The 18,474-nt window shown below is 33.9% G+C and carries 15 protein-coding genes and 3 tRNA genes; 5 read left to right on the top strand and 13 right to left on the bottom strand.

What is annotated here, in order from left to right:
* Nucleotides 1-15: 15 nt before the first annotated feature.
* On the top strand, nucleotides 16-4,023 hold the full coding sequence (locus tag B3C18_RS01120) for a non-ribosomal peptide synthetase (RefSeq protein WP_291141043.1): 4,008 nt from the start codon (nucleotides 16-18) through the stop codon (nucleotides 4,021-4,023).
* A complete protein-coding gene (locus B3C18_RS01115) occupies nucleotides 4,010-4,804 on the top strand; it encodes a 4'-phosphopantetheinyl transferase family protein (RefSeq protein WP_291141040.1) in 795 nt (264 codons plus the stop codon). The genes B3C18_RS01120 and B3C18_RS01115 overlap by 14 nt, the downstream gene beginning before the upstream one ends.
* Here B3C18_RS01115 and B3C18_RS01110 read toward each other — a convergent pair.
* Complete coding sequence (locus tag B3C18_RS01110; protein ID WP_291141037.1) at nucleotides 4,801-5,787, bottom strand: YheT family hydrolase; 987 nt, start codon at nucleotides 5,785-5,787, stop codon at nucleotides 4,801-4,803. The two genes, B3C18_RS01115 and B3C18_RS01110, sit on opposite strands and share 4 nt — an antisense overlap.
* A 255-nt stretch (nucleotides 5,788-6,042) precedes the next feature.
* Between B3C18_RS01110 and B3C18_RS01105 the strand changes: the two genes are divergently transcribed.
* The 3 genes from B3C18_RS01105 (at nucleotide 6,043) to B3C18_RS01095 (ending at nucleotide 8,302) form a co-directional block, all read left to right on the top strand.
* Nucleotides 6,043-6,858 (top strand): helix-turn-helix domain-containing protein, encoded by an 816-nt coding sequence (locus B3C18_RS01105; RefSeq protein WP_291141035.1) that lies wholly within the window; start codon nucleotides 6,043-6,045, stop codon nucleotides 6,856-6,858.
* A 98-nt stretch (nucleotides 6,859-6,956) separates the two neighbouring features.
* Entirely contained in the window at nucleotides 6,957-7,934 is a 978-nt protein-coding gene (locus B3C18_RS01100) for an NADP-dependent oxidoreductase (protein ID WP_291141032.1), read from the top strand.
* 2 nt (nucleotides 7,935-7,936) lie between these two features.
* Complete coding sequence (locus B3C18_RS01095; RefSeq protein WP_291141029.1) at nucleotides 7,937-8,302, top strand: antibiotic biosynthesis monooxygenase; 366 nt, start codon at nucleotides 7,937-7,939, stop codon at nucleotides 8,300-8,302.
* Between the two features lie 58 nt (nucleotides 8,303-8,360).
* Here B3C18_RS01095 and B3C18_RS01090 read toward each other — a convergent pair whose 3' ends face one another.
* The 12 genes from B3C18_RS01090 to B3C18_RS01035 all read right to left on the bottom strand — a co-directional run bounded on the left by B3C18_RS01090 (nucleotide 8,361) and on the right by B3C18_RS01035 (nucleotide 18,420).
* A complete protein-coding gene (locus B3C18_RS01090; protein WP_291141026.1) occupies nucleotides 8,361-10,232 on the bottom strand; it encodes a sensor histidine kinase in 1,872 nt (623 codons plus the stop codon).
* Nucleotides 10,233-10,491: 259 nt separating this feature from the next.
* Nucleotides 10,492-12,012: a S10 family peptidase gene (locus B3C18_RS01085; RefSeq protein WP_291141023.1), complete on the bottom strand. Its 1,521-nt coding sequence runs from the start codon at nucleotides 12,010-12,012 to the stop codon at nucleotides 10,492-10,494.
* A 35-nt stretch (nucleotides 12,013-12,047) separates the two neighbouring features.
* Nucleotides 12,048-12,629, bottom strand: coding sequence for a Crp/Fnr family transcriptional regulator (locus tag B3C18_RS01080; protein WP_291141021.1), 582 nt, complete (start codon nucleotides 12,627-12,629; stop codon nucleotides 12,048-12,050).
* 149 nt (nucleotides 12,630-12,778) lie between these two features.
* Complete coding sequence (locus B3C18_RS01075; RefSeq protein ID WP_291141018.1) at nucleotides 12,779-13,234, bottom strand: helix-turn-helix transcriptional regulator; 456 nt, start codon at nucleotides 13,232-13,234, stop codon at nucleotides 12,779-12,781.
* Between the two features lie 265 nt (nucleotides 13,235-13,499).
* Nucleotides 13,500-14,366: an alpha/beta fold hydrolase gene (locus B3C18_RS01070; protein ID WP_291141015.1), complete on the bottom strand. Its 867-nt coding sequence runs from the start codon at nucleotides 14,364-14,366 to the stop codon at nucleotides 13,500-13,502.
* A gap of 108 nt (nucleotides 14,367-14,474) precedes the next feature.
* Entirely contained in the window at nucleotides 14,475-15,272 is a 798-nt protein-coding gene (locus B3C18_RS01065) for an alpha/beta fold hydrolase (protein ID WP_291141012.1), read from the bottom strand.
* Between the two features lie 27 nt (nucleotides 15,273-15,299).
* Nucleotides 15,300-16,088: an alpha/beta fold hydrolase gene (locus B3C18_RS01060; protein ID WP_291141009.1), complete on the bottom strand. Its 789-nt coding sequence runs from the start codon at nucleotides 16,086-16,088 to the stop codon at nucleotides 15,300-15,302.
* A 66-nt stretch (nucleotides 16,089-16,154) separates the two neighbouring features.
* Nucleotides 16,155-16,928, bottom strand: a complete 774-nt coding sequence (locus B3C18_RS01055; RefSeq protein ID WP_291141006.1) for an alpha/beta fold hydrolase — start codon at nucleotides 16,926-16,928, stop codon at nucleotides 16,155-16,157.
* A 242-nt stretch (nucleotides 16,929-17,170) separates the two neighbouring features.
* Nucleotides 17,171-17,929: a Fic family protein gene (locus tag B3C18_RS01050; protein ID WP_291141003.1), complete on the bottom strand. Its 759-nt coding sequence runs from the start codon at nucleotides 17,927-17,929 to the stop codon at nucleotides 17,171-17,173.
* 135 nt (nucleotides 17,930-18,064) lie between these two features.
* Nucleotides 18,065-18,138, bottom strand: a tRNA-Arg gene (locus B3C18_RS01045).
* Between the two features lie 34 nt (nucleotides 18,139-18,172).
* Nucleotides 18,173-18,247, bottom strand: a tRNA-Pro gene (locus tag B3C18_RS01040).
* Between the two features lie 89 nt (nucleotides 18,248-18,336).
* Nucleotides 18,337-18,420: transfer RNA gene (locus B3C18_RS01035), tRNA-Ser, on the bottom strand.
* Nucleotides 18,421-18,474 lie beyond the last annotated feature (54 nt).

Below are 18,474 nucleotides of genomic sequence, written 5' to 3'. Positions count from 1 at the left end.
TTTAAAAATAGAATTATGATAACAATGAAAAATAAATCTCAAATAAAAACTGAAACTGAAGTTCAATTTAATCCGTTTTTACCTGAAATTGAAAGAGTAATTCAAACCACAAATTCACAGCAGGAAATATGGTCAGATTGTATTTTTGGAGGCAGTGATGCTAATAAAGCGTACAACTTGTCTGTTTCTATTAAATTGAAAGGCAACCTAATAACAGACACATTTGAGCAGGCTGTAAAAACCTTGATACAGCGTCATGAATGCTTGAGAGCTTCGTTTAGCCCGGACGGACGTTATATGTGTATTTACAACGATGTTGATTTTAAGGTTTCGCATAATAATTTTTCAGACCTCGATACAGCTGAAAAAGAGCTTACAATAGAAACTTTGGTTAAAGAAGAAGTAAATGGACTTTTTGATCTTGTTAACGGCCCATTATTCAGAATTAATTTGATTAAAATCGATGAGTTTGAATATCTGGTAACCTTAACCATTCATCATATTGTTGGAGACGGACTAAGTGTTGATATTATATTAGAAGAACTTGGAGCGCTTTATTCTGCCTATGTAGAAAATAAAAAACCAAACCTGCCAAATCCGGAGCGCTTTAGCGAATATGCCGAAAAAGCGAATTCATTTATGCTGACTACTGAACATAAACAGCAGGAAGATTTTTGGCTTTCTATTTATAAAGAATCGACTCCCACAATCGAATTACCGCTAGATTATCCAAGACCTTCTTTGCGAACTTATAACAGTAATCGTATTGATTTTCCTTTTGATAATACGATGACCGATTCCTTAAAAAATATAGGAATAAGTGTTAATTGCAGCTTAGTTACCACTTTGCTTGCCGCATTTGAAGTTTTTTTATGCAAAATCACGGGTCAAAGTGATTTAGTTGTTGGGTTTCCTTCTTCGGGAAATACATTATACGATATGAAACAATTGATTGGAGATTGTGCTAACCTGCTTCCTTTACGCAGTAAAGTTAATCCTGATATCACTTTCTTAGAATATCTAAAACAAAGAAATTCACAGTTATTTGATGCTTACGAACATCAGCAGGTAAGTTTTGGTCATCTTCTAAAAAGCTTGGCTATTGCCAGAGATTCTTCCAGAATTCCTTTGGTGCCGGCTGTATTAACAGTTGATATGAATCAGGATATCGAAAGTGAATTTTCATATGCCGGTCTTTCTCATGAACTTACAGTTAATCCGAGAGCATGCGCAACCTTTGAAATTCAGCTTCACATTTTTAGAACCAAAAACGGGCCTGTATTTCAATGGTATTATAATACTACACTGTTCAAACCAGAAACGATCAAACAAATGATGGCAACCTTTGAAGATATCATCAATAAACTAATAGATGGTGCAGATAAGCCATTATCAAACATATTGGGAAGTCATTATTTAGTTGATTATGATGTTTTAAATACTACTGAAATATCTTATCCGGATGTTTCCTTATCCGAGTTATTAAAAAAACAAGCCGAACTTACGCCAAACAACACAGCCTTAGAATTTCATGAAACAACAACTACTTATCTTGAATTACACCAAAAAGTAAATCAATTAGCTCATTATTTAAAAGCACAAGGCGTTCAGTCTGGAGATATTATTGCTGTTTCTGTTTCGCGCAGTCCGGAACTGCTTTATAGTTTGTTGGCCATAATGCAGTGTGGCGCGGCTTATCTTCCGCTAGATCCTGAATATCCTAAAGGCCGTTTGGAATTTATGCTGAATGATTCCGGTGCAAAAGTTTTATTGACCAGTAAAACATTATTTGCGTCTTTACCATCATGGCCGCTTACACTTTTTATAGAAGATGCTATGGAGTCCTTAAACCATTATGATGCATCACCATTATCTTCTATTGTGAATCCAGATAATATGGCGTATATACTTTACACCTCTGGATCAACGGGAAATCCAAAAGGTGTTCCTATTACTCATAAAAACTTGGTTAACTTACTTTGCAGTATGGCTATAGAACCCGGTATTAGTGAAAACGACAGATTGTTGTCGATTACTACTATTTCTTTTGACATTGCGGGACTGGAACTCTATTTACCACTTATTAAAGGTGCAGCATTAATACTTGCTGATCAGGAAACGGCGAGAGATGGACGACTTTTGCTAGAGTTGGTAAAAAAAGGAAATATCAGTTTTTTGCAAGCTACTCCCACAACATGGTCCATGCTTTTGGATTCTGGCTGGGATGAACCTTTACCGCTTAAGGCTTTATGCGGCGGTGAGGCAATGCCTGCAGATCTTGCCAGAGAACTCACAAGAAAATGTAATACGCTGTGGAATGTTTATGGCCCAACGGAAACCACTATTTATTCGGCTGTAAAACAAGTAAAAGCAGATGATACTTTAATAACGATTGGTAAACCTATTGCCAATACACAACTTTATATTATTGATGAACAAGGTCAGCTTGTGGCTCCGGGAAAAATTGGTGAAATTGCCATTGGCGGCGATGGCGTTGCAAAAGGATATTGGAACAGACCTGAACTTACCTCAGAAAAATTTATTAAAAATAGTTTTTCGACTAATAAAAACAACATCATTTATCGTACAGGCGATTTAGGAAGACTACTTCCAAGTAATGAAATTGAATGTTTAGGGCGTTTGGATCAACAGGTTAAAATTAGAGGACAACGTATTGAACCCGGTGAGGTGGAACACGCATTGCTGCAGCTTGACGGTATAAAATATGCTGTTGTATTGGCTAATGAAAACTTTCTTGTCGCTCATGTTGTACCTGATTCCAGTATAGAGGAAGCTGAAACTCAAATTCCTTTATGGCGTGAAACTTTGGCCGCACGCCTGCCAGCACAATTAATGCCACATGATTTTAATCTATTGGAGAAAATACCAACAACGCTTAACGGCAAAATAGATCGTAAAGCATTATCTCAATTTAAAACAAGCAAAATAGCTGAATATACTGCTCCCCGCACAGAAGAAGAAAGTATTGTGGCAGCTATTTGGAAAGAAAGTCTTGGTTTAGAGAATATCGATATTTTTAGTGATTTCTTCGAAATGGGAGGACATTCTATTAAGGGTGTAAAAGTCATGATCGAAATAGAGAAATATACCGGTATACGAATTCCGCTATCAGCATTATTTAAATATTCGACTGTCGAAAAATTTGCAAAACTGTTGAATACGGGTACCGAAATTTATTCTGATTGTTTAGTTCCGATAAGTCCAAGCGGACATAAAGTGCCTCTTTTTATCATTCACGGAGCCGGACTTAATGTTTTAAATTTTGTCAATTTGAGTAAACATTTTGATGAAGATCAGCCTATTTATGCCATTCAGGGTATTAAACCTAAAGGTTTTGACGGATGGTATGAGTCCATTGAAGCTATGGCGGCTCATTATATTGATGCTATTATAAAAGTAAATCCAAAAGGGCCTTATGCTTTGGCAGGTTTTTCTTTTGGCGGTATTGTGGCTTTCGAAATGACGCGTCAATTAAAGGAACAGGGACGAAAAGTAAGCTTAACGGCATTACTGGATTCTTATGTCGATTCTTCTTATTATTATGGAAGTTACAGACGCAAACAACTCGTTAGATATTTTGATATTACACATAGAAGATTAGATTTTTTAAAAGAAATGTTATTGAGCTGGAAAGCTTTTAAAATGCGTATTAACGGAAAAAAAGAATATATCCTGAAAAGGCATTTTGGTAAAAAAGATGAAATGACCGAACAGGAAGAACTGGCGCTTAAGGAATTTATTGAAGCTGACAGCATGGTTAAAAAAATTGTGGATCGTTATCACCTTAAACCACAAAACTTTGAAGTTGATTTATTTCGCTCTAAAGATGACATTAATTACAGACTTGACCCAACGCATCTTGGCTGGAAAAAAGCCGCGCTGGGAGGCGTAACCATTCATAATATCTCTGGGAATCATTTAGACATTGTAGCTCCGCCAAATGATATATTTTTAGCGAGACTACTTCAAGACATCTTAGATGAAAAAAATGAAAACATCTAAGCTCTTTATCTCTTTTTCGGATATAAAGGGCGATACATTGGTTTCTGGTAAAGAATATTCTTTAGATACTAGTGATATCATCATATATAGTATTTATCTGCCCAGTTTTATTGAATTTAAATCTAATTTATCACAGTTTCTAAATTCTCCTGAACTCAAAAAAGCAAAACGCTTTTTTAAGGAAATTGACAGAGACCGGTTTATTATATACAGATCGATTTTAAAACTTATTTTAGGAGCTTACACTAAATCAGATATAAAAAATATTCATCTTGATTATGACTTTAATAAAAAACCATATCTAGCCTCACACCCGTGGCTGCACTTCAATATCTCGCATTCGGAAGATTATGCGGCGATAGCGGTTTCACATAAAAAAGTGGGGCTGGATATTGAATTTTTATCTAAAGATTTTAAATTCACCAACCTGCTTCCGGATATTTTTGATGATCACGAAAGATTATTGATTCAGAATGCTGATGATAAAAAAAACACTTTTTATACATTATGGACACGCAAAGAAGCTTTTGTAAAAGCATTAGGAAAAGGAATTGATGAGGATTTTAAATATATCCCCTGCACAGACGGACAGCACAATTTAGAATTTAAACTGGTAAAAAACACCCAGAACTGGCAAGTATATAGTTTCGATTTTGCCGAGCAGTATTTGGGCGCAGTTTCCTATGAAGGACTTCCAACAACTTCAGATAATTTGTTATTGTATATGGTTCCCGATAGTATGGAAAATTTACTGGAAATGACTCAAAAAAGAAATTACTAATATTCTGTTTTAATGTTTTCTGCCGTTTTATAGGATTTGAAAAACTTATAAGCTCTTTTTTCTGCATAAGAATACGTTGAATTTCGCAGTGGAAAAGCACAGTGTCCGCCATACTTTGGCGTTTCCAGATAAACATATTCGCTTTCTTGTGCAATTGCTCTTGGATAGCATCTTTCACCTAAAAATGGATCATCCAGAGAATTAATAATTAAAACCGGAGTAGTAATATTTTTAAGTGAAAATTCAGGAGAAACTTGCTGATAATAATCGTCACGGCTCGCAAAACCATGAAGCGGTGCCGTAAAATACTGATCAACCTCATCAAAAGAAGTAATTTTATCAATTTGATCTCGGTTTATAAAATCAGGAAATTGTGCTGCTTTGTATTTCAGCTTTTTCTTAATATCAATAGTAAAGTTCTTTAAATATACTCTGTTGAAGCCTTGTTTCAATATCTCGGCACTTGTTGCAATATGCGTTGGCACAGAAATAGAAACTCCGGCTTTTATACGCTCATCGATTTTTGTCCATCCAAAATAATTCAGAAGCTGAACACCTCCCATTGAATATCCAATCATGTAAACATCTTCAAATCCTTTTCGCAAAACAAACTGAACTACCTCATCCAGATCATCAACTGCTCCGTGATGATATAATCTCGGCAAACGGTTCATTTCTCCTCCGCAGGTGCGATTATTCCATGCAAAAACCGAAAAACCTTTCTGCTGAAAATAAGCTGCGCAGCTATTATTATAAGTTCTTCGGGAATCCCCTTCTAAACCATGACACAGGATTACTGCTTTTTTTGGATCATTTATAAGAAAATCAATGTTGATAAAATCACCATCCTTCAACTCCAGTTTTTCTCTGGTGTATTCCGGAACTTCAAATTTTTTAATCAAAGCAGCATAAATGGTAGAAACATGCCTGTTACGGTGAATCATTGAAGGAAAGTCATATTCTGATTGTTCAATTACCGGCATGATTAAAAGTTTTTTAGTGGTTATACAAATCTAAGAAATGTATCAATATGTAATTTAAAACTGTCATTTTTATTTTCATCTTTAATACAAATTAATTTAAGCAAACATTCCTGCTCTTTCTTCGTAATTGTACTTCTCAACAAACAAAATTTGACATGTATAACAAAGTTTGAACTTTTTTATCAGCCTATATTTGTTTCCTTATAAAAATTCAAAATAGTATCTTTACGTTTCTACGATTAATTTTAGTTCAACATGGCACAGCAGCAAACTAATAAATATGCCAAATTTGTCCATATGGTGACAGAAGAAAACCTTTTCAAGGATGAAATCATGCTTGATTTCCACTCTTTTGTACACATAATTTCGGGCGAAATGCTAGTTGTACAATCTGATAAATCGTATACTTTTGGAGCAGACCAAACAATGCTTTTCCCGCGTAATCAATTATCTTCTGTAATAAAAAGACCAAAAGACGGAAGGCCTTATAAAGCAATAGTTTTAACGCTGACAACCGATCATCTGGAAAAATATTACACTAAAAATACCTTTAAAATTACCCAAAGCCCAATTCTTAAAACCAGAATATTTAGCAAACATCCTCTTTTAGACAGCTTCTTCGCATCTTTAAAACCTTATTTCGACCTTACGGAAGAACTGCCGGACAAACTGGATGTTATGAAAATTGATGAAGCGATTACTATTATTCGTTCTATTGATCCTGAAATCGATAATCTTTTAGCAGATTTCTCTATACCGGGAAAAATTAATCTGCCCGATTTTATGGAAAAGCATTTCATGTTTAATATGCCAATGGAAAAATTTGGATATCTTACCGGAAGAAGTCTTTCTACTTTTAATCGTGATTTCAAAAGAGCTTTTAAAACTACTCCCAGAGAATGGCTTATGCAGAAACGCTTGGAATTAGCGCATTACCAACTTGCTGAGAAAAAACGAAAACCTATTGATGTATACTTAGAAACCGGATTTGAAAACTTGTCCCACTTTTCATTTGTTTTTAAAAAGCATTTCGGGTACGCTCCTACTTCATTAAAAAACCAATTGCAATAGATTTTCATTTGACTTGTACAACAAAGTAAAAACGACTTTTACAGCAAAGTTTCACAAAACAGTCACTTATACCTTTGTTTCATTAAATTATAATAAAAATGAAAGCAATAGTATTAAAAGAAATCGGTGCGCCCGAAAATCTTATCCTTACAGAAATCCCTATACCATCCATTCAGGAAGATGAAGTTTTAGTAGAAGTAAAAGCAATTGGAGTAAATCCTGTAGATGCGTTCGTAAGAAGAACAAAAGAAGCTTTTGACTGGGTGTATCAATACAAAGGAACAGAAGAAAATATTATTCTTGGCTGGGATGTAGCCGGGATTGTAACTCAAATTGGAAAATCGGTTACAAGATTAAATGTTGGAGATGAGGTTTTTGGTAATTTCAAATTTATTGGTCAGGCAAATGCTTACGCAGAATTTGTTGCCGCACCCGAAAAAGAAATGATCCTGAAACCAGCTAACATTTCGTTTGAAGAAGCGGCCGGAGCAACAATGGCGGCGCTTACTGCATGGGTTTCTGTAGTTGACCACGGAAAAGTTAAAAAAGGTGATAAAGTTATCATTCACGGAGCATCTGGTGGTGTTGGACATTATGCCATTCAGTTCGCCAAACATTTTGGTGCTCACGTTATTGCAGTAGCATCTGAAGCAAACAGAGATTTCGTATTAGGATTAGGTGCCGACGAATTCATTAACTATAAAACTCAAAATTTTGAAGAGATTGTAACAGATGCCGATATCGTTCATGATGCAGTTTGGAGCGACGATGTAAACCACATAGAAAGATCACTTAAAGCCTTGAAACCCGGAGGAAAATTATTAAGTCTTATTGTTTATCCTGATGCAGAATTCATTGAAAAAGCAAAAGCAGAAAAGAATGTTGATGTAATAAGAGTGAATGTGCGTTATCCGGAAGAAAACTATTTTGAAGATATGCAGGCTATTGCAAAGCTGCTTGAATTAGGCGTTGTTAAAACTCATATTTCGCAGGTTTTCCCTTTAGAAGATATGCATAAAGCGCATACTGCTATCCAATCCAAAAATACGGTTGGAAAAATTATAGTAAAACCATAATCATGCCTTCCTTATCCGTAATAAGGCTTCACGCCTCAGTTTCAATAAAACCTGATAATTGGGATAAATTTCGACAAATGGTTTCTGAAGTGAAAAGTATTGTTGCTTCTGAAGAGCCTGGCAATGTACTAACACACGAAACTTATTATCAAGAAAATAGTTTTGATTGTTTGATTATCGAAGCGTATGCAAATGAAAATGCATTTTTAGAACATCTGCAAAAAATACAACCGCTGATGAATAAGTACATTATAAATTGGAATGTAAACCGTATGGAATTATGCGGTTTACTTTCTGCTGAAACGGTATCGGTTCTCAAAGAAAGCGTAAAAGACGGTGAATTTATTTTTTATGATAAAATATTTTGACCCATTATTGAATTTTGCCCCAAATTCATTTTCGATAAAAGCTGTCGAGAGGCAGCTTTTATAATTGAAAAGCAACATAAAATGTTGTTCCTTTTCCAATTTCACTTTCAGCCCATATCTTTCCTTGAATTTTATTCAGCATTTCATGACTTATCTTAAGAGCTACTCCCACTCCGCCATTTATAGAGGTGTGAAAAAATTCTGCTTTAATGTCAAAAAGAGACTTTAAAGTATCCTTGCACATACCGTTTCCAGTATCTCGGATTTTAAATATCGTGCAGTTATCTTCTATACTTGCACTTAAGTAAATTACACTTCCTTTTTTAGAGTACTTTGTCGCATTATTTAATAAATTTCTAAAGATGAATAATGCGATTTGTCGTGGAGCATAAAAATTTAATTCCTGCTCGACAGATGAATGGATCGTTATTGCCTTTTCTTTTTGATTATTTACAAAAAACTGATTTGCTTCATTTAAAATTTCGACTGCATTAAGTTGTTCTTTTTGTACATTATAATTATGTTTTTGAGACTTAATCCATAGTAAGATACCATCCATAAAACTAATACCCTGACTAGTTATCTTAGTAAGTTCGCTCATGACCATATTAATTTCTTCCTGGCTTTCTATTTCTCCTTTATCGAATAATTGAGTGATCATATTAATGTTACTAAAGGGTTCCCTAATATCATGGGCTAATATGGAAATTAACATCGTGTTAAATTTCTCCGAAATCTCCAGCTCTTTATTTCTTTCCAGAGATACTTTATGAAGGTTAAGCTGTGCTTCTACAAATCTTTTTCTATTTTTTAATGCCAGCCAAAGAAAAAATCCAGTAAGCAGCATGGCAAGAATTATAATGATAAGAAAAAGAGCCAGCCTTTTCTCTTGTTTGTATTTTTCCTTCGTTTTTTCTAAAAGATTTTCCCTTGAAATATAGGATAAATAAGTATATCCGGATTTTTTAACTGCTATTGCATATTCATTTTGTTTGGTCAAAAGTAATGAAGCATACTTAAATGCATTTTGAGTATCCTTTTTTTTCTTATAAAAATTATAGAGACGATCTGCAAATGCAAGATATCGATCGGTATATCCAAATTTTTCGGAATCTTTCATTCCAAGTTCATAATATGCTATGCCTTCTTTATATTTCTTTAAATCAAACATCATTTCTCCCAAAGCCATGTATGCACCAACCTTAACATACTCACTGCCTTCATGTTCTGCAAGTGTTAAAGAATTTCTTAACATTTCAATACCTTCCAATTTTTTCCCATCATTATAAAGCTGTATGCCAATATTGTTCTGGCTGCATATTATCATGGGATAATCTTTGTATTTTTCAGCAATTCTTAATCCAATTTTACAGATTTCATTTCTCTTTACATTAGTAAGTGTAGGATCCATGCCTAAAATATCGGTAAGAATTAAGGACCTAATTGAATCTTTTTGGGCTAGTTTAATTTTTTTATCTGCGTTGTAAATATATTTTTTAGCTTCACTTTTATTATTATCGATAAACATAAGTACACTTATGTTCATTAAAAGCTGTGCCTGATTTTCCACATCTCTTAATTCTTTATAGATAGCAAAAGCATCATTAAAATATTTGGCTGAAAGGTAGTTGTTAAGTGATAAATAATAAACACCCTGACAATTAAGTGCATCTGCAACTCCCTTTGGATAATCGATATCATCTGCTATTTTTAGTGCTTTTGATGAATAATATTGACACGAATCCCTGTAACGCATTTGAGAAAGCATGGCAAGCCTATTATATTTATCTACCAGAGATTTTTTATCCTTAGTAAATTTTAAACTGTGTTGCAGTTTTCTTATTTCTTTTAGCTGTGCAATATTCTGATTACTAGTTAAAAGGCAAAAAATTATAATGATAAAAAAAAAAGAATGGGACGATTTACTCATATGAAAAAGGGCAGATTTTTTTACTTTAAAATTAAAAAGTTACTTTTTTGAAGATTTATCAGAATAATTCAAAGTATTGTCATCAGTAATTTAGTGCAAATCTATTATTTATCTTCCAGACATTCTTATAGAAAGCGTAAAAGACGGTGAATTTATTTTTTATGATAAAATATTTTGACCCATTATTGAATTTTGCCCCAAATTCATTTTCAATAAAAACTGCCACAAGGCAGCTTTTATTTTTTTACGAAATAAATATTTATTTTGAGCAACTTAAAATAAACGATCGTAAATCATCGCTAAATAATTTTCCGGTATTTCCTAAATACAACATATGCCCTGATTCGTATTCTTTAAAAATGACTCTGTCTGGAGAAAATTTTGCTTTTTCGGTCGTTTTTTTGGCATAACCCACGGGCGTAGCTAAATCATAACTTCCGCACGCTATAAATACTTTTAAATTTGGAGTTCTGCGTAAAACAACATTTAAATCATCAGTAAAATCAGGACCTTCTTTAGTTTCTTTTCGTGCCCATTGCCATTGAAACGAAATATTTTTCCAATCAATAGTTCTATACGGATCCTGAATCTCAACGTTTAATTTTGAAGTTAACAGCTCTCTAAATGCAGCAGTATAACCTGGAACGTATCTTGCCATTGATGGATCGTCTGCAACCGGATCATTACCAGAATGCTCCAGCGGAAGATTGTACCTTGTATCGTATAATCCAATTTGTAAATTTTCTTTCGATAAAAGACTGTCTGCGAAAATTTTTGGAGCTATTTCTAGAGTTGATGAAAAAAAATCTTTGGACAATCCTGTGTATTTGCAAAGTTTATCAATTATAACATTTCTTTCTGTTTCCGAAAGTTTTTGCTGATTATCCTGTAAAAGCGCATTCAAATACTCTTTTTCTGCAAATGATGAAACTTCTTTTTGAAACTCTCCGTAAGATAACGTTTTATCAATTTTATTATAATACCAGGCTGTTTTTGCTAAAGTGGGAAGTAAGGATGCTGTTCTTTCTAATTTTGCATCAGTTGTTAACTTTTTTAAAGGAGATTCCAAAGTAGTTCCCAGCATAATAATACCGTTTAATGTAATGCCTCTCATTACACCAGAATACGTTACTCCGCCCATAAGCGCTCTTGGAAGAACTGAAACGCGCTGGCTTCCATAACTTTCTCCAATAAGAAACTTTGGAGAATTCCATCTGTTATTTTTAATTAACCATTTTTCTATAAATTGCGCCATCGATTCAGCATCCTGATCTACTCCATAAAAATCTTGCGGCGTACCGGGAGAAATAATACGGCTAAAACCAGTTCCGACAGGATCAATAAAAACTAAATCTGCTACATCGAGCAGACAATCTGTATTGCTTTCTAATCCAAATGGCGGTATGTTAGAGGAATTAATTTCCGGAGTCAATTTTACTTTCCACGGAGCAATACTGCTCAAATGCAGCCAAATAGAAGACGATCCCGGACCGCCATTGAATATAAAAATGACAGGTCTGACTTCTTTACTTTTATTTTGTTTTATATAGGAAAAACTAAATACGCTGGCTATAACTTTATTATCATCATTTTTAAGAAATATTTCATCTGCTATTGCCGTAAAATTTAAAGGTTTTCCGTTAATATCAATGGTATGTTTTGTACTGAAGAAAAGCTGTTTTTTTATCACCATTTCTTCCTTTGCATTTTCCTGACTAAAAAGGGACAATGACACTAAAGAAAAAAAAGTGATTAGAAAAAATCTTGCAATATTTGACATGTAATAATTGATTTAAATGAATAACAAAATTCGATTTATTTTTTTGAAAATTCCCGTCTAATTCTACTTAATGATGTATCGGTAACATTTAGATAAGAAGCTATTTGTTTGAGCTGGGCAAATTGAAATACTTCTTTATTGGTCGTAATAAGATTCTCGTATCGGGCTTCACCACTAAGATTAATTAATTCCAGCGCACGTTTTTTAAACATCATATATTCTTTAGCCAGCATTTTTACCCCATAAGCCCTAAACTCCGGAACAGTATGCAGCAATGAATTTAATTGATCATAACTGATGGCAAAACCTCTGCAGTCTGTAACCGCTTGTATATTCTCAGACGATTTGGTTTTTAAATAAAAAGATGACACTTCAAATACCACACTATCCTTTTGATAGAAATTTGTAGTGATTTCATTTCCATCAATATCATGTGTAAACGCTCTCATAAAACCGCTCTGTAAAAAGAAATAATGTTCATTTATTTTTCCTTCTCTAAGAAAAAATTCATTTTTTTCAACAGTAATTTCTTCAAAAAATTCTACCACCTCGTCTAAAGTACGATCTGGAAATGGTAAATTTTTTATGATGTAATTTTTTAGTCCTTGTTTGTCCATTGGTTTCTTAGTTAATATTATACTCAACAGCTTCTTTACAAGACCGTTGCAGGTCAAAAATAATCAATTACCTCATAATTAGATAAAACACAATCTCAAATCACCTGAAAAAAAAGACACTATTAAGAGACAAATGAGAGACATTTTTTCTAAATATTTGAGAGATAAGAGTATAAAGTTATATCATTAGGAAGTTTTATCTTCGAAATAATTCTCTCTTTTCTTTTTTTACTTGCATATATTGTTATACTCAACAAATTTGAAATCTCTTTAGTTGTTAAATTCATATAGATATAAGCAATATAACGCATATCATTTGAGGTCAAAGCAGGATGCAATTTTCGAAGTCTTGCCAGAAAACCGGGATTTACTTCTTCAAAATGAAAAACAAATGTTTCCCATTCATTATCACTTTTTAAATAATCTTTTAAATGTTTAATATGTACATCCAAAGTGAAGATTTTCGAAAGTTTTGGTATATTTTCTATAGACATAATCAAATTATTTATAAGCTGATTTCTGCCCGAAAGATATAATGCTCTGGCAGAAAGTTTCCTGTTTCTCAATTCAATTTCTTTTTGAAGTAATTCCCGTTCACTATTCATTTCATGAATTTGCTTTTCCAATTCCAGATTTCTCCTTTGCGCTGTCAGCTTTTTTTGCCTTTGTATCAAGATCAAAAGCGTAAAAATGAGCAGGAATAGTATATTTATTGAATAACAAAATTTATGTTCTTTTTGCAATTGCATAAATCAATCGTTTATTGTTTTTTTTTTAAACCGATTACTGCTGCTATTTCTTCTACCATCATCTCAAACAATAGCTCAGCAACCGGTTTTCTTTTATAAATTATATACTTCAATTTTGATCTTAATTCAATAAGAATGAATTTACTTCCTGAGAAAAATCTTTAGAATACTGAAAAATCCCTCCATGACCTGAATCGCTCCAAAGTACTAGTTTTGCATTCTGAATATTCTGAAGCATTATATAAGAATTGATCGAATCGACCATATTATCTTGATTTCCATTAACAATAAGCACAGGCTGCTTAATAGCTTTAAGCTGTGTATTGTTTTCATCTGTTGCTAACCCATAGTTTATAATAGCTTTCGCCTGACTTGCAATTGTGTCTTGACTCGTTGGAGAATCTCTGTCTACTTTTCTTTCAGATAATCTTTCTAAGAAAGCCTCGCCCGCTTTGATACTGCTTGGCGTTTTGCTGAAAAACAGATTAATCAATACTCTGTCTGGTCCATCAACAAAAGCTTTTTCTAAATGCGACTCCAGTTGCGCAATCGCTTTTCCTCCTATCGATCCTGTGCCTGCCAAAATAAGTTTATTCACCAATTCCGGATAATTTGCTGCTATCTCCTGTCCTATAAATCCGCCAAGAGAAAAACCTAAAATATTAACTTTATTGTAACCTAAAGCACGGATAAAATCTACAGCATCTTGTGCCATCTCCGTTACATTTTCTGGAGTAGTTCCGTTTGAGCTGCCAACACCTCTGTTGTTAAATAATATTACCGGATAATTACTTGCAATTGCATTTGTTACTTCAGGATCCCAATTATCCATGTTTCCCGTAAAGTGTTGTAAAAAGATAACAGGAATACCTTCTTTTTTTCCAAAAGAGCGGTAAGTAAAATCGGCTCCATTTACGTTTATAGATTTTGTTGGTGCTGTTTTATGGGTGAATTCGCCCAATGCTAAAATATTTTCTTTTGTTTCCATTTGTTTTTAGATATTATTTATAATTAAGATAAGAACCATTATTTGCCACCGAATGCTTTATTCAAGATTGTTATTGACTAACAATGATTCTTATCTGTGATATTTGATTTATTTTGTTTCTACAGCAATGATTTGAGCCAAAACATGTGGGAACATGATAAAAGGTGTGTGGCTTGACGGAAGAGCATATAATCTTTCGATACCTGCATCTTTTGTCATTTTTTGCTGAAGTGTATAACCTATTGTATGGTCATTTAAAGTGTAAACAAATACTTTACTGATTTTTCCAAATCTGCTCTCAGTCAACGTTACCGGAGTCGCTAAAGGAGCTAATGGTTCTGGTTTTAAATTGTTGCTTACATAATCAGCAACTTGTTTAGGAGCATCGGCAAGGAAAACATCTGCAATACCTTCTTTTTTTATGCTTGCAATTCCTGCTTTCTCATCTACAATAAGATTTTTTCCAACATGGCTTTCTCCATCTGTTTGCGCAAGAGACAATAAGCTTTCTCCATTTTTTGGTACGTAAGCCGCAATGTAAACTACCTTTTTTATCTGAGGCGCAATGTCTTCCGCAACCTGACTTGCCACAATTCCGCCAAAGCTATGAGCAACAAGCACTACATTTTGTTTGTTTCCGATGGCTTTTTTCACATCTTCAACATAAAGTTTTAAGCTAATAGTAGAGATTGCTGTATTATCGCTTCCATGTCCCGGAAGATTAACAGAAATAACAGAGTTTCCTCCAGCGGTTAAATCTTCTGAAACGTGCTGCCAATCATTTGATGATGACCATGCACCGTGGATGATTACAATTGTGTTTTCGTTTTTAGCTTTGTTCGTTTGTGATGAAGCTGTAATAGTTGTTAGCAATACCATTGCTATTAATAAAATTGAATTTTTCATGATATAATATTTGTTATTTATTGATAATTAGTTTGATGCAATTTTTGTTAGTATCGATGACAAGTCATCTGGTTTTGAAAGGAATGGACTGTGTCCTGTATTTATTTCGTACACAGATTCAACTTTGCTGGCTGCAATCATTTTGTTTTGTAAATACGGTGACACAACATGATCCTGTAAAGTTTTAATGTAAACCTTTTTAACTGATCCAAAATTTTTGTCGGTAAGAATTACAGGATTAATGAATGGAGTTAAAGGTTCTGTTCTGTAGTTTTTCAACACAAGGTTTTGAATTTCCGGAGTACCATCCTGAATAAAAAGATTAACGATCTGGTCCTCTTTTACATCTACAATACCCTGATCATAATTAAAAATTAGATTACCAGTGATTCCAAGTTGAGAATCAGGATCCATGTGTGCCAACTGATCTAATGTTTGACCTGAAGTCGGTAAATAAGCGGCAACGTAAACCAGTTTTTCGATTTTAGAAGGCATCGCTTCCGCAACCGAAGAAATTATCATACCGCCCAAACTATGACCTACTAAAATAACTTTCCCATCTATTGTTGAAAGTGCGTTTATTACTTTTTCTTTATAAACATCTAGTGTTATTTGGCTTGGAGAAGTTTTATCAGCACCATGGCCCGGTAACTCGACAACAACTACTTTGTTACCTTGTTTTTCTAGATTAGCTTTAACTGCTTGCCATACAAAAGGAGCCTGCCATGCGCCATGAACCAGTACATAATTTTTAGGTTTTTCTGGCTGTACATCATCATTTGAACAAGATGATAATATTAAGACACATAGGGCCATGACGAATTGAATCAATTTGAATTTTTTCATGATTGTAATTTTTAAATGTTATTTGTGAAATGTGTTTTATTTAGCTTCTAAGGTTATAATTGAAGAAAGTATTTGAGGAAATACTATAAATGGAGTGTGACTTGAAGGAAGAGAGTAAGTTCTTGCGATTCCTGCATCTGCAACCATTTTTTGTTGAAGTGAATACCCAATAGTATGGTCATTTTGAGAGTGAACATATACCTTAGCCACTTTACCGAAATTAGCATCACTTAATGTAACCGGAGTAGATAACGGAGCTAAAGGTTCTGGTCGTAGATTATTAGTTACATATTCTGCAACTGGTTTTGGAGCATCGGCTAAAAAGACGTCTGTAATTGCTTCTTTAGTAATAGAAGCAACTCCTGCTTGCTCATCTACAATAAGATTTTTACCAACATGGCTTTCTGAATCCATTTGTGCAAGTGACAATAAACTGTCTCCATTTTGAGGAACAAAAGCGGCAATGTAAATTAGTTTTTTGATCTGCGGAGCAATTAGCTCTGCTATTTCGCTTACTACTATTCCGCCAAAACTGTGACCTACAAGGGTAACGTCTGTTGTGCTACCAATAGCTTTTAAAACCTCGTATACATAAAGTTGTAAACTAATATTCGATACGGGTGTTTGGTCAGTACCGTGACCAGGAAGATTTACAATAATTAAATTGTTTTCTGGAGAGTTAAGATGACCCGCAACATGATGCCAGTCATTAGCAGATGACCATGCTCCATGAACAATTACAATTGTGTTTTTACTGTTTGATGATGAAGAATTTAATTCGTTCTGTGTGTTTGTTTTTTCGGTTTCCATAATATTATTTGTTTAATACTATGCAAAGAAAGAGCGAATAAAACCTTTAGCACTTGTCTTGTGACAAGTAATGAAATTATGTCTGTTTTTTGTTTTTTTTCTGAGCTCTGCTGCTCAAAACAAAATCTAATACAAAACAAAAAAGCCACTCAATTGAGTAGCTTTTGATATAAACGCAGAAGGATTCGAACCTTCGACTCTTTTATTATTTAAAAAAGAAAACTAAATCCTTTATTTGATTTTTATGAAAAACTGTCTTCGAATTTTTTTATTTCATTTAAAAGATATTGTTCATATTGTTTTTTCATGAAGTTTCTAAAGATTTCAATATCTTCTTTTTCTCTTGTATCAATCAAAGCCTGAATATATTCTTGTTTGTCCTCACTATTCACAATGGCTAAAGGCAGGCCATAAAAAGCCTGAATATAATTCATAATCAAACGGGAAGTTCTTCCATTTCCATCATAAAATGGATGAATACTTACAAGATTAAAGTGGGCATCAAAAGATAAATTCAATTTTTCATCTATTGATAAATCAGTATTCATTTGTGAATTGATAGATAAGACCAATTCATTAGTTAGTCTTTCAACCTTATCATAATTTGGAAAATAAGAAATTCCAGCAGTAACATTTCCTTTTCGAAACATTCCCTTACTAGCATCAATTTCTCCAAGAATAGTATTGTAGATTCCTCCTGTGCTTTTCATTACATAAGAATTAATCTCTTTTATTAACTCTGTTGTAACAGTTGTTTTATTTCTTGCTTTTTCAACAATAAAATGTAGTGCCTTAAAATGATCTGTAACCATTAAAGTATCATTAACAGGCTTCCCTTTTGGAGTCAGGCCGTCATCTAGCAAAATCTGAGTTTCTAATTCTGTTAAAATAGAACCTTCAATTTTTGTAGAGTGATGACTTATGGAAATTAAATTGAATTTCTCATAATGCAATACATCGGTAATTCCTAAACTTTTATATTTTATTATAAGAGATTCCATTTTATTCCGATTTTAGAAAAATTCAACATAAAAATACAATTCTAAAATCAATAAAGCGAAATAAGTTTCTAAAAACAGTTCGATTGACTAGATTGTATAAAAACAAAAAAGCCACTCGATATGAGTGGCTTTTCGTGAACGCAGAAGGATTCGAACCTTCGACCGCCTGCTTAGAAGGCAGGTGCTCTATCCAGCTGAGCTATGCGTCCATTTATTTTAAAACTTTATCGCTTAAAGTTTTAGTCGGGGTGGCAGGATTCGAACCTGCGGCCTCCTGCTCCCAAAGCAGGCGCGATAACCGGGCTACGCTACACCCCGAATTAGACATAGATTTGTATCTGTGGTCTTCCCGATCTCAATCGGGACACGATAACCGGGCTACGCTACACCCCGAGGCAAAAATTAAGCGGAGAGACAGGGACTCGAACCCTGGCGACGGTTACCCGTCGACAGATTAGCAATCTGCTCCATTACCGCTCTGGCACCTCTCCAAGCTCAAGAAACGTGTTCTGTTTTGCGGTTGCAAATGTAAGACAACATTCCAT

Origin of the sequence: Flavobacterium sp. UBA7680 (assembly GCF_002482975.1) — a bacterium.
GTDB lineage: Bacteria > Bacteroidota > Bacteroidia > Flavobacteriales > Flavobacteriaceae > Flavobacterium.
This window is presented reverse-complemented; position numbering and strand designations above follow the sequence as displayed.